The following is a 15076-nucleotide window of genomic DNA, read 5'->3' on the forward strand; positions in this document are numbered from 1 at the left end:
GGGCTCCGCGGGAACGATCGAAAGGAGAGGGCACCGACGGGCCGACGCGCGGCGCGGCCGCGTTGACCTCGTCGACTCCGGTGGTCCGCGGACCAGGCTGCGGGCCGACTCGGGAGTCCATGCCTCAGTGTAGCGGCGGCCTCGGGCCCGGCCACGTCGCCGGCAAGCCGCCCGCTACCATCGCAGCATGATCCGAAGCCCGAATCTCCTGTGGCGCTGCGTCGTGGGGGTGTCGGCCCTGGTCGGCGGCACGGCGATGGCAGCGCCGAACGCCCTGCCCCCGGACGACCTGCCGGCCGCCGTGCAGACCGCGCTGAAGCGAGCGCAGTTGCCCGCCGATGCGCTGGTCGCGTACATCATCGAGCTCGGGCCGCCAGGCCCGCCCAGCGGGCTGCCGCGACTGACGCACCGCGCCCAACAGCCGGTCAACCCGGCCTCGCTGATGAAGCTTTACACGACCGGCGTGGCGCTGGAGCTGCTGGGGCCGGCGTGGACCTGGCCCACGCCGGTGCTGACCACCGGACAGGTGGTGGACGGCGTGCTGCAGGGCGACCTGATCCTCCAGGGCCGCGGGGACCCGACGCTGGTGATCGAACGGCTGTGGCTGCTGCTGCGCGAAGTGCGGCAACGCGGCATCCACGAGATCCTCGGCGACATCGTGCTCGACGGAAGTGCCTTCATGTTGAACGGCGCCGACGCCGGCGATCCGGCCGACTTCGACGGCGAACGTTTCCGGCCCTACAACGTGCGGCCCGATGCGCTGCTGCTGAACCACAAGTCGGTCACGCTGCGCTTCGTTCCCGAGCCGTCGCGCGGCGTGGCCCGCGTCAGCACCGACGTCAACCTGGCCGGCGTGCAGATCGACAGCGCGGTGCCCATGGTGTCCGGCCCCTGCGGCGACTGGCGCGGCAGCCTGAAGCCGGCCTTCGACGACCCGGGACGCATCCGGTTGACCGGCCTCTACCCTGTGAGCTGCGGCGAGAAGACCTGGCCTGTCGCCTACGCCGAGCCGGGCAGCTACAACGTGCGGCTGATCGCCGAAGCCTGGCATGAGGTCGGCGGGCAGCTGGCCGGCAGCGTGCGCAACGGCCCCGCGCCCGTCGCGGCACAGCCGCTGTTCGAGGCCACGTCACCGCCGCTGGCGGCGGTGGTGCGAGACATCAACAAGTTCAGCAACAACGTGATGGCGCAGCAGCTGTTCCTGAGCCTCGGACTGATCCCCGCCGGCACGCTGCCGCTGCCGGCTTCGACGACCACGGTCGCGACGGGGGAGGTGTCGACGCCACAAACGCCCGCAGGCAACACGGCCGATGCCGCGCGCGAGATGGTGCGCGCTCAGGTGCGCAGCCGTGCCGGCTGCACAGACGGCGAGTTCTCGATCGACAACGGCTCGGGCCTGTCGCGCCAGTCCCGCAGCAGCGCCCGTTGCCTGGGCGCCTGGCTGCAGGCGCTGTGGGCCAGCCCGGTGATGCCCGAGCTGATGAGTTCGCTGCCGCTGACCGGGATCGACGGCACGGCGCGCCGGCCGGGCCGCAACTGGGGCGCCGCGCTCGGCCGCGCCCACCTGAAGACCGGTTCGCTGCGCGATGCGATGGGCCTGGCCGGCTACGTGCTCGGGCAGTCGGGGCGGCGCTACGCCTTCGTCGCCATCGTCAACCATCCCAGCGCCGGCGCGGCGCGGCCGGTGCTCGACGCGCTGGTGCAATGGGCGGCCGAGGACAACGGGCGCTGAGCGCCACCCCGGCGCGGCCGTGGCGGCGCTCAGCGCCAGCCGACGGCGCTCATGCGGTCGAGCACGTAGTTCGCGAGGAGCTGGTGGCCGTAGGGCGTGGGGTGCACGCCGTCGGCGAACTGGTAGTGCGACACGTCGCCGGCGATCAAGGTCGTCTCGCTGCAGCCCAGCGAACCGAGCACGAAGCCGTTGAGCGCCGTCGCCGCCAGATCGCAGGCCGGTGTCGTGACGTTGGTGACGCCGAAGGTGCCCGGGTTGGCGACCTGCTCGCGACCCCGTGAGTAGGCGTCGACCAGCAGCACGCCCGACGCGTCGTTCAGGCCGTTGGCGAGCGACACGTTGAAGGCGATCGACATCTGCGCAATCAATCCCTGGGTCGGGGCGGCCAGCGAGTACGCGAACGGCGTCTGGCTCACGTCGGGCAGGTTGACGACCACCACGTGGCGCGCGCCGTTGCCGACCAGCTGCGACCGCACGTAAGCCGCCAGTTCGCCGCCGGCCGTGGCCATCGCGACCACGGCATCGGTCGGCGTGATCTGCGCCGCACCGACCGCCGCGAGGTTCATGAACACGTCATTGCCGCCGGCCAGCACCAAGACCAGTTCGCCGCCGCTGAAGCGCCCTCCGACCTTGGCGAGGTGGCGCGCCACCTGGGTGGCCACCGGCACGGTGAGCTGCCCGTACTGCCCGTCCGGGCTGCCGAGCAGCAGCAAGGCCTTGTTGTTCGGTCCGATCGGGTTGGTGACCCGCGCACCGCCCTGCGCATAACCGAAGCAGGCGTCCTGGAAGCTGCTGGCCTGGGCCAGACTGGCGACCGCGCCCGATGACTCCAGACCGATCTCCGCCGCGCAGGGTGGCGTCAGGCCGCGGTCCTTGGCGACCAGCTCCACCCAGATATCCCCATCGTTGACGGTGAACTTGCCGCCACCGAGCGCCGCCATGCCGGCGGTGCGGTAGGTGCCGACATCGCTGAGGCTGTCGCCGAACGTGACCACGCTCGAATAACTCGGTGCATCGTCGCCGCCGCCGCCGCATGCCACGAGCAGCAGCGGCAGCAGCCAGGCTCCCGCACGGATTCGCAAGCTTCTCATCACAGCCTCCCCGCGGACGCCGTGCGCCCGTTCGCCAGAAATAGAACGACCGTTCTATTTGACGGCAGACTGTAAGTGCAGGCGATGTCGGGCCCCAGCGGAGAAACCCGGCCGTGGCAGGCGACCGGGCCCCACCGGCCTCGGGATGGACGGATCAGAACGGGTTGTTCACCGCCCGATCGATCGCGAGGCTGCCAATGATGGACTGGCCGTTGGCGCCCAGGTGGCGATCGTCGGCCCACAGGTAATTGGATACCGTGGCGCCGGTCACCAGCGTGCCGGGCACGGACGGCACGGTGGTCGTGCCGGCCGTGGGTGCGGTGCAGGAGATCGCCGTCGGCGTGCTGCAGGCCGCGGCCGAGACGCTGACGTAGCCGTAGTTGCTGGGGTTGTTGACCAGCAGGTTGATCTGCGCGTCGGCCTGCACGAGACCGATCAACCGACCGTCGTTGAGCAGCGTGGCGCGCATGCCGGCGTTGAAGCGCTTGGTCATGTCGGTCAGCAGCGTGGAACGCTCGCCGCTGATGAGGTCCTGGGCCACGCCGAAGGGAGTGCTGCCCTGGAACGGCAGTGTCGTCACCAGCACCCGGGCCCCCTCCTGAGCCAGCGCATTGATGTTGCGCCCCAGGGTTTCGCCCGCGGCCTCGGCGAGCGCGATCACTTCCGCGCCGGTCTTGGTCGGGTACTGCGCGTAGGCGTCGAGGATGTCCTGCTGGCCGATCATCACCGTCGCCAGATCGGTGGACCGGAAGCCTCCCGCATCGGCGCGGGCCAGCGCCACCTGCGCTGACAGATCGGCCACTGCCGCACCGACCTGCGCGTAGATCTTGCCCCGCGGCGTCGTCTCCGTGAAGGTATTGCATTCGGCAAAGCCGATGCCGTAATGGAAGCCCAGGGCCTGCACCCAGATCGGGTAGCTGTTGCAGTCGAGCGCGCCGGTGGCCGCCCCGGTCGAGTCCACGGCCTGGGCATTCACCGAGAACTTCGCCCCGGCCGCTGCGGTGACCGTGCCGCCATTGACGTCGGTCAGGTTGCCGCCGGCGACGACGCTGGATGAATCCCCGAACACGATCAGACGCTGCGGCGAGAAGTTGCTGACGCGATCACCCCCGCCGCACGCGGACAGCACGGCGCCCAGGCCGACCAGCATCGACACCCGCAGCGCGCGCGACAGTCCGCGTACGCAAGCTTTCCCAACAGTCATGCTCACTCCAACTCCACAGGCCAGGGGGTGAGGGTCGGCGCGCTCAGGGCGCGGCCGCGCGTTGCAGGCGGTCCCGGACGCCTCCCAGGCGGGACCGGCGGGCGGCTCTTCGACCCAGATCAACTGCACGCCCTCGTCGTCGAGTTCGCGCAGCACGGAAAACAACTCGTGCGCCGCCGCTGCCGGATCGTCCGGCATCCGCCGCGCCGTGAGGCGCGATGGCGGTGACACGCTGCGCGAATATACCGCCAGCCTGCTGCCACCCCGCTTCGGCAGGGCATCGGTCGGCAGCACCTCGAGCGCCGTGCGCAGCGCGGTGGCCGGCATCAGGCGCAGCGTAGCGCGCGGGGCGTAGTGCGAGGCCAGCGTGCCGGGCGCGCGCGGCGCGCTGCCGGCCAGCGCGTCGGCGGCATCGAGCAATCGCTCGCCGGCTGCCGCCTCGATGCGCTCGCGCGGCAGCACGCCGGGGCGCAGCAGCACCGGATGGTCGCGCGTGCAGTCGACGATGGTGGACTCGATGCCGACCTCGCAATCGCCACCGTCGAGCACCACGAGCGCCGCATCGAACTCGCCCTCGACGTGCGCCGCGCGCGTGGGGCTGACGCGGCCATAGCGGTTGGCGCTGGGGCCGGCGACGCCCGGCACGCCGAGCGCTGCAGCCGAGCGCAGCAGCGCCTGGGCCACCGGATGCGCGGGGCAGCGCAGGCCGATGCTGGGCTGCCCACCAGAAGCGGCAGCAGCCACGCCGGCGCGGCGCGACACGATCACGGTCAGCGGCCCGGGCCAGAAGGCGGCGATCAGCCGCTGCGCCAGCGGCGGCAGTTCGGCCGCAAAGGCCTGCGCTCCGGCGGCATCGGCCACGTGCACGATCAGCGGATGGTCGGCCGGCCGGCCCTTGGCGGCGAAGATCTTCGCGACGGCCGCATCGTCGTCGGCTCGCGCGCCGAGGCCGTAGACCGTTTCGGTGGGAAAGGCGACGAGTTGTCCGGCCGCGAGCAGCCGGGCGGCTTCGGCGACCGCCTCGGGGGCATGACCGTCGAGCCGCGGCATGTTCTTCAGAACGCCGGCAGGCCGAGCCGCTCCGCCGCCCGCAGCGCGGTCGCGCGCGCCGCCTCGGGCGTGTCGGCAGTCAGCGTCAGGTGACCCATCTTGCGACCGCGCTGGGCGCTGCTCTTGCCGTACAGGTGCAGGTGCGCGCCCGGCAGCGCCAGCACGGCGGCCCAGTCGGGCGTGCGCTCGCGGCCGTCGGCATCGAACCACAGGTCGCCGAGCAGGTTGAGCATGACCGCCGGCGAATGCAGGCGCGGCGCGACCAGCGGCAGCCCGGTCATGCAGCGCACCTGCAGTTCGAACTGCGACACGTCGCAGGCATCGATGCTGTAGTGGCCTGAGTTGTGCGGCCGCGGCGCCATCTCATTGACCACCAGCGTGCCGTCATGGAGCACGAAGAACTCGACGCACAACACACCGACGTAGCCCAGACCTTCGGCGATGCGGCCGGCCGCATCGCGCGCCGCTGCGGACAGCGCCGCGGGGACATTCGGCGCCGGGACTTGCGTCACCGCCAGGATGCCGTCGCGGTGCAAGTTCTGCTGCACCGGCAAGGAGACCAGCTCGCCGTCGGCATTGCGGGCCAGGATCACGCTGATCTCGAAGGCCAGCGGCAGCAGCCTCTCGAGCACGCAGGGCGCGCGCTTGAGTTCGTCCCAGGCGAGTGCGAGCTCGGCGCGGGTCGCCACGCGGCGCTGGCCCTTGCCGTCATAGCCCAGGCGAGCGGTCTTCAGGATGCCCGGCAACAACACCGCATCGACCCCGACCAGCTGCTCGGGCGTCTCGATGAGCGCATGCGGCGCACATGGCACGCCGCACTGCTCGAAATGCCGCTTCTCGCGCGCGCGGTCCTGGCACACCGCCACCGCCTCGGCGCCCGGCGCCGCCGGCAGGTGCGCCCCCAGCGTGTAGAGCGCGCCGGCCGGCACGTTCTCGAACTCGGTGGTGATCGCGGCGCAGCGCTGCAGCATCTGCGCCAGGCCCTGCTCGTCGAGGTAGTCGGTCTGCACATGCACGTGCGACACGAGGCCGGCCGGGCTCGCCACGTCCGGGTCGAGCACGGCGGTGAAGTAACCCAGGCGCTGCGCGGCGTGCACGAACATGCGGCCCAGTTGGCCGCCGCCCATCACGCCGAGTGTGCTGGCCTGGGCACCGGCGGCGACGGCCGCGGGCAGAAGGGTCTTGTGGTGGCTCGACATCGGCGGAGCTTTCAGCGGGACCGACCGTCGCGGGCCGGCCAAGACGTCAGGAGGGTGAGTGCTTCGACAAGGCGGCGCTTTGCGCACGCGCTGCCTCGGTCTGGCGGGCGCGCCAGGCATCGAGCTGTTCGCGCAGGCTCGGATCATCGTGCGCCAGCAGGGCCACCGCGAACAGCGCCGCGTTGGCCGCGCCGGCCACGCCGATCGCGAAGGTGGCGACCGGCACGCCCTTGGGCATCTGGACGATCGAATGCAGCGAATCGACGCCCTGCAGGTGCTTGCTGGGCACCGGCACGCCGAGCACCGGCACTGGCGTCTTGGCCGCCAGCATGCCGGGCAGGTGGGCCGCACCGCCGGCGCCGGCGATGATGGCGCGCAACCCGCGACCGCGCGCCGCCTCGGCGTACGCGAACATCTCGTCGGGCATGCGGTGCGCCGAGACGACCTGCGCTTCGAAGGGCACGCCGAACTCGGTCAGAATATCGGCCGCATGGTGCATGACGTCCCAGTCGCTGCTGGAGCCCATCACCACGCCGATCAGGGGAATCGCTGCGTTCACAGCCGCTCCGGTTCCGGAAAACCCCAAATTGTAGGCGGCGCTTGGCTTTGCGGCCGGCGACCCCAACTGACTCAGATGATCGACATCACCCTCCAGAACTTCGAAGCCGAGCTGATCCAAGCGTCGATGCAGACCCCCGTGCTGCTCGACATCTGGGCGCCGTGGTGCGGACCGTGCAAGTCGCTCGGCCCGGTGCTGGAGAAGCTGGAAGCGGATTACGCGGGTCGCTTCGCGCTGGCCAAGCTCAACAGCGACGACCAGCCCGACATCGCAGGCCAGTTGAGCCAGGCTTTCGGCGTGCGCTCGATCCCGTTCTGCGTGATGTTCGTCGGCGGCCAGCCGGTCGACGGCTTCGTGGGCGCGCTGCCGGAGGCGCAGATCCGCAGTTTCCTCGACAAGCATGTGCCGAGCGAAGACGCACTGGCGGCGGAAGAGGAGGCCCTGGAGGCCGAGCAACTGGCCGCCGAGGGCGACAACGATGCCGCGCTCGCCAAGCTGTCCGACGCCCTGGCGATCGCGCCGGGCGACGACGCGATCCGCGCTGACTACGTGAAACGCCTGCTGGAGGCCGGCCGCACCGCCGACGCGCGCCGCGTGTACGAGCCGCTGGCGCCGAAGGCGATCGTCGACGCACGCGCCAGCGCGCTGGGCCTGTGGCTCGACGCCTGCGAGGCAGCCGAGCGGGCCCGTCGCCGGAGGCGCTGGCCGCGGCGATCGGTGCCGACAGGCGCGACTTCGCGGCGCGCTTCGAGCTGGCGCAGACGCTGCTCGCCGCCCAGCGGCCGACCGAAGCGATGGACGAACTGCTCGAGATCCTGATGCGCGACAAGGCCTGGTCCGACGAGCGTGCGCGCAAGCTCTATGTCGCCATCCTCGAGCTGCTGAGCAAGCCTCCGCCGAAGGTCGCCTCACCCGCCGAGGCCAAGGGGACACTGGAGATCGCCGGCAAGGCCGCCGCCGTGGCCAGCGACCCGGTGGTCGACGGCTACCGCCGCAAGCTCAGCATGGTGCTGTTCTGATTTTTACCTGACCCCGCCGCCGGGCGGCCGCTGCCCTCAGCCGGGGCTTGCGGACGTGCCGAAGGTGGCGTCCAGCACGGTGACGATGCGCGCCTTCTCGGCGACATGGCGCTGCCAGTGCTCCTGGGCCAGGCGGCCGTGCCGCTCAGCGGCCTCGGGCTCGCCCAGCAGTTCGTGGACCTGCGCCAGCCGCCCGTGCGTCAATGCCACGTCGTCCAGATCGCACTCCGGCCGAAGCGCGGCCACCGCCGCCTTGGCCTGCTCGCGCGCGTGCGCGGGCTGCGCCAGCTTGGCACGGCACCAGGCGACATCCGCGCGCAGGCTGCACTCCAGGCGGCCCAGGCCGGTGGCCAGCGCATCGCCGAAATGCGCCTCGAACAGCACCAGTGCCTCGGCATAGCGCGACTGCGTCACCAGCGTCTGGGCGCGCAGGATCGGCCGCAACACGGCCAGCGCGGTGCCGCCCATGCGATCGTCGAAGTGACTGGAGGATTCGGCCGCCGTCAGCGCTTGCAGCGCCACGTCGCTCTGCTTCGCGTCGTCGGCGAACACGGCGGCCATGCGAGCCTGGTCGCTGCGCAGGGCGGCCATGTTGTGCATCAGCGCGCTGATGGTCGCCGCGTCGCCTTCCGCGCTGGCGTGCTGGCGCGCCTTCGCGTACCAGCCCTGCGCCCTGTCGATGCGGCCACCGTAGTGATAGGCCATCGCGACCACCAGGCAGGCCCGCGAGCGGGCCGAGTGATGGTCGGGCGCGGCGAGTCGCAGCGCCTGCGAAGCGTTGCGGGCGATGCCGTCGATGTCGGAGTGCACGTAATCGAGATGCGCCATCCAGGCCAGACTCACGGCCTGCAGCGGCATGCGGTTGGCCGACAGGCTCAGTGCCCGCGCCTGCTGCAGCTTGACGCGCGCCTGACCGCTCAGGTCGCTGAAGTAATCGACCATCGCATCGGCCAGACAGAGGGCGGCCGCGGTGGCCGCATCGGGCCGCGACTGGTGCCGCCGTTGCAACGTCGTCAAGGCACTGCGCGCCTCGTCGACGCGGCCTTCGCGCGCCAGCAATCCGACCCGCTCGGCACGCAGCACATCGGCTTCGACCGGATTCGCCGTCTGCGCGATCGCAGCGTCTAGTTGGGCTAGCAAGCGCGAGTTCATGCAGGGCCGGCTCGGAGCCAAGTGCCGTTCAGGCCGTTAGGCGTTCGAGGGCTTCGCGGTACTTTGCTGCCGTCCGCGCCACCACGTCGGCCGGCAACGCCGGGGCCGGCGCCTGCTTGTTCCACGGTCGGCCGTCGACCACGGCCTGTTCAAGCCAGTCACGCACGAACTGTTTGTCGTAGCTCGGCGGGTTGATGCCCTCGGCATAGCCTTCCACCGGCCAGAAGCGCGAGGAATCGGGCGTCAGTACCTCGTCCATCAGCGTCAGGGTGCCGGCTTCGTCGAGGCCGAACTCGAACTTCGTGTCGGCGATGATGATGCCCTTGCCGAGGGCGAAGGCCGCCGCCGTCTCGTAGAGCGCGATCGCCACGCGCCGCACCTGCTCGGCCAGCGGGGCACCGATGATCTCGACCATGCGCTCGAACGGGATGTTCTCGTCGTGCTCACCCATCTCGGCCTTGGTGGCCGGGGTGAAGATGGGCGACGGCAGCTTGCTGGCGTTCTTCAGGCCGGGTGGCAGCTTCACGCCGCAGACCTGGCCGTTGTGCTGGTATTCCTTCCAGCCCGAGCCCGCCAGGTAGCCGCGCACCACGGCTTCCACCGGCAGCGGCTTCAGGCGCTTGACGAGCATCGAGCGGCCCGTGACCTGGGACCGCTCCGCCGCGCTGACCACACTTTCCGGAGCGTCCCCGGTCAGATGGTTGGGCACGATGTGGCCGAGCCGCGCGAACCAGAACAGCGCCATGCGCGTGAGCAACTCGCCCTTGCCCGGAATGGGCTCGCCCATCACCACGTCGAAGGCGCTGAGCCGGTCGCTCGCGACCATCAGCAGGCGGTCGCTGCCGACCGCATAGTTGTCGCGCACCTTGCCGCGCGCCAGCAGAGGCAGCGATTGCAGACGGCTTTCGAGCAGCGGAGTGGTGGCGGACATTGGAGGCGGGGCGCGGTGACGAGGAGACTGTGAAGACTTACTGAACGACCTGGGCGAGTTCTCCCTTGGCGTACTTGGCAGCCACCACGGAGAGCGTCTCGCCCTTGATCTTGGGTGCCTGACCCTCACAGCCGAACTCAACGTAGCGCTGCTTGCAGATGGACTTGGCCGCGGCCGTTGCCGGCTTCAGGTACTCGCGCGGATCGAACTTGCCGGGGTTCTCGACGAAGAACTTGCGGATCGCCGCAGTCATCGCAAGACGGATGTCGGTGTCGATGTTGATCTTGCGTACGCCGAACTTGATGCTTCCTGGATCTCCGACACTGGCACGCCGTAGGTTTCCTTCATGTCGCCGCCGTACTTTCGGATCTCGGCCAGCAGATCCTGCGGCACGCTGGAGCTGCCGTGCATCACCAGGTGAGTGTTGGGGATCCGCGCATTGATCTCCTTGATGCGCTTGATCGCCAGGATGTCGCCGGTGGGCTTGCGCGTGAACTTGTAGGCGCCGTGGCTGGTGCCAATGGCAATGGCCAGCGCGTCGAGCTGGGTGCGCTTGACGAAGTCGGCCGCCTCTTCAGGGTCGGTGAGCAACTGCTCCACGGTCATCGTGGCGTCGGTGCCGTGACCGTCTTCCTTGTCACCCTTCATCGTCTCGAGCGAGCCGAGGCAACCGAGTTCGCCTTCGACCGTCACGCCGAGCTTGTGCGCCATGTCGACAACCTTGCGGGTCACCTCGACGTTGTAGTCGTAGCTGGCGATCGTCTTGCCGTCGGCCTGCAGCGAGCCGTCCATCATCACCGAGCTGAAGCCCAGGTCGATGGCGCCCTGGCACACGTCGGGGCTCTGGCCGTGGTCCTGGTGCATGACCAGCGGGATGTGCGGCCAGGTCTCGATCGCCGCCTGGATCAGGTGCTTGATGAAGTTCTCGCCGGCGTACTTGCGCGCACCGGCGCTGGCCTGCAGGATCACCGGCGCGCCGACTTCGTGGGCGGCACTCATCACGGCCTGCACCTGTTCGAGGTTGTTGACGTTGAAGGCCGGGATGCCATAGCCCTGCTCGGCGGCATGATCGAGCAGCTGGCGCATGGAAACGAGGGGCATGGGGATCTCCGAAAGTCGACAGCGAAAGGAGCGGCAGGCCGGACGGCGAGCCCGCGAAACCCTGATTTTAGGCGTCCGATCGGCGCCGGAGACCGTCCGTGACCCCCTTGCTCAGGCGACTCGGCAAACCTTGAGCATGTTGGTACCGCCCGGGTAGCCCATCGGCTCGCCGCACGTGATGGCGTAGGTGTCTCCCGGCTTGAGCACGCCACCGTCCACCAGCAGCGCCTCCGCCTTCGCGAGGGCCTCGTCGCGGTCGGTGTACGACGGCATCAGCAGCGGACGCACGTTGCGATACAGCGTCATCTTGCGCTGGCTGGTCTGCTGCGAAGTCAGCGCGAAGATCGGCACGTGGATCTTGTGGCGGCTCATCCACAGCGCCGTCGAGCCCGATTCCGTCAGCGCGACGATCGCCTTGCAGCCCAGGTGGTGGGCGGTAAACAGCGCACCCATCGCGATGCTCTGGTCGATGCGGCCGAAGCGCTTGTTGGTGAAGTCGGCGTCCAGCGCCACGTCCTCGGCCCGTTCGGCTGCCAGTGCGATGGCGGCCATCTGTTCGATGGTCTCGACCGGGTACTTGCCGGCCGCTGTCTCGGCGCTGAGCATCACCGCATCGGTGCCGTCGAGCACGGCATTCGCGACGTCGCTCACCTCGGCGCGCGTCGGCACCGGGTTGACGATCATCGACTCCATCATCTGGGTCGCGGTGATCACCACCTTGTCGAGCTCCCGGGCGAGCTTGATCATCTTCTTCTGCAACGCCGGCACCGCGGCGTTGCCGACCTCGACCGCGAGGTCACCGCGCGCCACCATGATGCCGTCGCTGGCCTTGAGGATCTGCTCAAGCACGGGGATGGCCTCGCTGCGCTCGATCTTCGCGATCAGCGCCGGCTTGTGACGCCACGGCTCACCGGCCACGTTGGCCAGCTGCCGGGCCATCTCCATGTCGGTCGCGCTCTTGGGGAAGCTGACCGCGAGGTACTCGCACTGGAAGCTCATCGCGGTCTTGATGTCCTCCATGTCCTTCGCGGTCAGCGCCGGCGCCGTGAGGCCGCCGCCCTGCTTGTTGATGCCCTTGTTGTTGGACAGCTCGCCGCCGATCTTCACGACGGTGTGCACCGCCTCGCCGATCACCTTGTCGACGGTCAGCACGATCAGTCCGTCGTTGAGCAGCAGCGTGTCGCCCGGCTTCACGTCGCGCGGCAGCGACTTGTAGTCCAGGCCGACCGCCTGCAGGTCGCCCGGCTCGCTGCGGGCGGCGTCCAGTACGAACGCCGCGCCAGGCTCCAGCATCACCTTGCCCTGCGCGAACTTGCCGACACGGATCTTCGGCCCTTGCAGATCGGCCATGATCGCGACCTCCTTGCCGGCGCGCTGCGCCACCTCGCGCACCAGGGCGGCACGTGCGATGTGGTCCTGCGCGCTGCCGTGCGAGAAGTTCAGCCGGACGACGTCGACGCCGGCGGTGATCATGCGTTCAAGCACGTCGGGCGTGGACGAGGCGGGGCCGAGGGTGGCGACGATCTTGGTGGCGCGGTGCATGGTCATGTGAAGAAGATTCCGATGAAGCGAGGGGCGCCGCAGCGCCCCGTGTCGTCATGCCGCTCAGCCGGCGGCCCGCTGCTCGAGGATCTCGAAGGCCGGCAGGGTCTTGCCCTCCAGCACCTCGAGGAAGGCGCCGCCACCGGTGGAGATGTAGCCGATGTCCTTCTCGATGCCGTACTTTGCGATCGCCGCCAGTGTGTCGCCGCCGCCGGCGATGCTGAAAGCCGGCGAATGGGCGATGGCCGCAGCCAGCGTGCGCGTTCCGCCGGCGAACTGGTCGTATTCGAACACGCCCATCGGCCCGTTCCAGACCACCGTGCCGGCGCGCGCGATGATGCCGGCCAGCTCGGCCGCGGTGCGCGGGCCGATGTCGAGGATCAGGTCATCGGGCCGCACCTCGGTGGCGGTCACCTTGTTGGCGCGTGCGATGGCAGAGAACTCGTCGGCCACGACCACGTCGATCGGGATCGGCACCGCGGCGCCACGCGCTTCATCATGTCGATGATGGCGCGCGCCTCATCCACCAGATCGGGCTCGGCCAGCGACTTGCCGATGGACAGACCGACCGCCAGCATGAACGTGTTGGCGATGCCGCCGCCGACGATCAGCTGGTCGACGTTGGCCGCCAGCGACTTCAGGATCGACAGCTTGGTGCTGACCTTGGAGCCCGCCACGATGGCCACCAGCGGGCGCTTCGGGCTCTTCAGGGCCTTGGTGATGGCGTCGATCTCGGCCGCCAGCAGCGGGCCGGCACAGGCCACCTTGGCGAACTGCGCAATGCCATAGGTCGAGGCCTCGGCGCGGTGCGCGGTGCCGAAGGCGTCGTGCACGAAGATGTCGCAGAGCGCGGCCATCTTCCGGGCCAGCGTTTCGTCGTTCTTCTTCTCGCCCTTGTTGACGCGGCAGTTCTCGAGCAGCACCAGTTCACCCGGCGCGACTTCGACACCGCCGGTCCAGTCCTGCAGCAGCGGCACCTTGCGGCCCAGCAACTCGGCCAGACGGCGCGCGACCGGCGCCAGGGAGTCCTCGGCCTTGAACTCGCCCTCGGTCGGACGGCCCAGGTGCGAGGTCACCATCACGGCCGCACCGGCCGCCAGCGCCATCTCGATGCAGGGGATCGAGGCGCGGATGCGGGTGTCCTCGGTGATGCGCCCGGCGTCGTCCTGCGGCACGTTCAGATCGGCCCGGATGAAGACACGTTGGCCGGCGACGCGACCTTGCTGGATGAGATCGGAGAACCGCAGAACCTTCAAAGACTGACTCCTCGGATGGTGGGGAAAACGAAGGGAATGGCGAGTGGCGCGCGTTCCGGCCGCCGTGGACTACCAGCCCAGCACCAAGCGCAGGGGCAGCAGCACGGCCATGCCGGTGATGATGGTGCCCAGAATGCCGCGGCGCCAGAAGAAGTAGGCCGTCGCAGCCGCGGCCGCATAGACCCTGGCGTCATGCCAGGGCTCGGCGATCAGTTGTCCCTGGCTCATGGCGATCTCCGGCACCACGACCGCGGCCAGCGCGGCGAGCGGCGCGTAGCGCAGGCCGCGCTTTACCCAGTCGGGCAGCGCCAGCTCGCGGTCGGACAGGAAGAAGAACGAGCGGGTGACCACGGTGATGACCGTGAGCCCGGCAATCGTGAGCAGGAACTCACCCGTGCTCAAGCGACGCACTCCTTGTCGCGCGCGTGGGCGTCGAGACGGCGCGCGCCGGTGCGATCCAGCCAGGCACGAAGCCGACGGCCGGCGTCGTCACCGCCATCGATCATCAGCCCGATGCACACGGCCGCGGCGATCGCCACGACGATGTAGAGCTTGAACGGCAGCGCGAAGGCCGCGACAGCTGCGGCCCCGGCCACGACCGCCGCCAGCAGCGTGGCACGGTCCGACACCAGCGAATAGGTCAGGCCGAGCAGGGCCAGCGTACCGGCGAAGCCAAGCCCCCAGTGGGTAGGCACCACGTCCGCCAGCAGAATGCCGATCACCGAGGAATCTGCCAGGCGAGGTAGTTCGCGCTGACAGATCCCCAGAAGTACTCGATCTGCCCCTCCGGCACATCGCCGTCCGTCGGAGGCACCGCATAGCGCCGCATGAACAGCACATAGTTGAGGTCACCCGAGAAGTAGCCCAGCATCAGGCGCTGCTTCAAGGGAAAGCGCATGAAATAGGGGCGCCACTGCGCGCTGAAGATCACGAAACGCAGGTTGACGCAGAAGGCCGTGGCCCAGATCACCCAGACCGGCGCGCTCAGGGCGATCAGCGGGATGGTGGCGAGCTGCGCGCTGCCGGCGAACACCGTGAAGGTCATCAACAGGGCGAGCGGTACCGACAGACCGCCCTTGACCATCGCGACGCCCGTCACCAATCCCCAGGCGGCGATGCCCAGCGAAACCCCGGCCATTTCGCCCAGTCCGGTGCGGTAGGCCGGGTGACGCAGCACGGAGCGCAGGGAGGGCATCGACATGCGCTCGATTGTCCCACCGGTCGGGCGGTCTCACCGCCC

The 15076-nt window shown here is 69.6% G+C and carries 9 protein-coding genes and 5 pseudogenes; 2 read left to right on the forward strand and 12 right to left on the reverse strand.

Annotated features, from left to right (window positions below; genetic code table 11):
• Window positions 1–187 precede the first annotated feature (187 nt).
• Window positions 188–1732 (forward strand): D-alanyl-D-alanine carboxypeptidase/D-alanyl-D-alanine-endopeptidase, encoded by a 1545-nt coding sequence (locus Y694_RS03725; protein ID WP_081771292.1) that lies wholly within the window; start codon window positions 188–190, stop codon window positions 1730–1732.
• 29 nt (window positions 1733–1761) lie between these two features.
• On the opposite strand, the gene Y694_RS03730 is transcribed toward Y694_RS03725, so the two are convergent.
• The 5 genes and pseudogenes from Y694_RS03730 to purE all read right to left on the reverse strand — a co-directional run bounded on the left by Y694_RS03730 (window position 1762) and on the right by purE (window position 6802).
• Window positions 1762–2823, reverse strand: coding sequence for an SGNH/GDSL hydrolase family protein (locus tag Y694_RS03730; protein ID WP_036229980.1), 1062 nt, complete (start codon window positions 2821–2823; stop codon window positions 1762–1764).
• 154 nt (window positions 2824–2977) lie between these two features.
• Window positions 2978–4027, reverse strand: a complete 1050-nt coding sequence (locus tag Y694_RS03735; RefSeq protein ID WP_011827899.1) for an SGNH/GDSL hydrolase family protein — start codon at window positions 4025–4027, stop codon at window positions 2978–2980.
• Window positions 4028–4070: 43 nt separating this feature from the next.
• Window positions 4071–5077 (reverse strand): annotated as a pseudogene (locus tag Y694_RS03740) (L-threonylcarbamoyladenylate synthase).
• Between the two features lie 5 nt (window positions 5078–5082).
• Complete coding sequence (locus tag Y694_RS03745; protein ID WP_036229985.1) at window positions 5083–6276, reverse strand: 5-(carboxyamino)imidazole ribonucleotide synthase; 1194 nt, start codon at window positions 6274–6276, stop codon at window positions 5083–5085.
• Window positions 6277–6322: 46 nt separating this feature from the next.
• Window positions 6323–6802: a 5-(carboxyamino)imidazole ribonucleotide mutase gene (purE, locus tag Y694_RS03750; protein WP_036230014.1), complete on the reverse strand. Its 480-nt coding sequence runs from the start codon at window positions 6800–6802 to the stop codon at window positions 6323–6325.
• 108 nt (window positions 6803–6910) lie between these two features.
• On the opposite strand from purE, the pseudogene Y694_RS03755 reads away from it, so the two are divergent.
• A pseudogene (locus Y694_RS03755) lies at window positions 6911–7854 on the forward strand (tetratricopeptide repeat protein).
• Between the two features lie 36 nt (window positions 7855–7890).
• On the opposite strand, the gene Y694_RS03760 reads toward Y694_RS03755, so the two are convergent.
• The 7 genes and pseudogenes from Y694_RS03760 to Y694_RS03790 form a co-directional block, all read right to left on the reverse strand.
• Window positions 7891–8994, reverse strand: a complete 1104-nt coding sequence (locus Y694_RS03760) for a hypothetical protein (protein WP_152543494.1) — start codon at window positions 8992–8994, stop codon at window positions 7891–7893.
• Between the two features lie 40 nt (window positions 8995–9034).
• Window positions 9035–9937, reverse strand: coding sequence for a phosphoribosylaminoimidazolesuccinocarboxamide synthase (locus Y694_RS03765; protein WP_011827893.1), 903 nt, complete (start codon window positions 9935–9937; stop codon window positions 9035–9037).
• Between the two features lie 37 nt (window positions 9938–9974).
• A pseudogene (gene fba, locus Y694_RS03770) lies at window positions 9975–11038 on the reverse strand (class II fructose-bisphosphate aldolase).
• Between the two features lie 111 nt (window positions 11039–11149).
• Window positions 11150–12580, reverse strand: coding sequence for a pyruvate kinase (gene pyk, locus Y694_RS03775; RefSeq protein ID WP_148210992.1), 1431 nt, complete (start codon window positions 12578–12580; stop codon window positions 11150–11152).
• A gap of 63 nt (window positions 12581–12643) precedes the next feature.
• Window positions 12644–13836: pseudogene (locus Y694_RS03780) on the reverse strand (phosphoglycerate kinase).
• Window positions 13837–13905: 69 nt separating this feature from the next.
• Complete coding sequence (locus Y694_RS03785) at window positions 13906–14238, reverse strand: AzlD domain-containing protein (protein ID WP_011827889.1); 333 nt, start codon at window positions 14236–14238, stop codon at window positions 13906–13908.
• Window positions 14235–15037, reverse strand: a pseudogene (locus Y694_RS03790) (AzlC family ABC transporter permease). Before Y694_RS03790 ends, Y694_RS03785 begins: the two are co-directional and overlap by 4 nt.
• Between the last annotated feature and the right edge of the window lie 39 nt (window positions 15038–15076).

The sequence above is a fragment of the Methylibium sp. T29-B genome (genome assembly GCF_000576225.1).
Taxonomy (GTDB): Bacteria; Pseudomonadota; Gammaproteobacteria; order Burkholderiales; family Burkholderiaceae_C; genus Methylibium; species Methylibium petroleiphilum.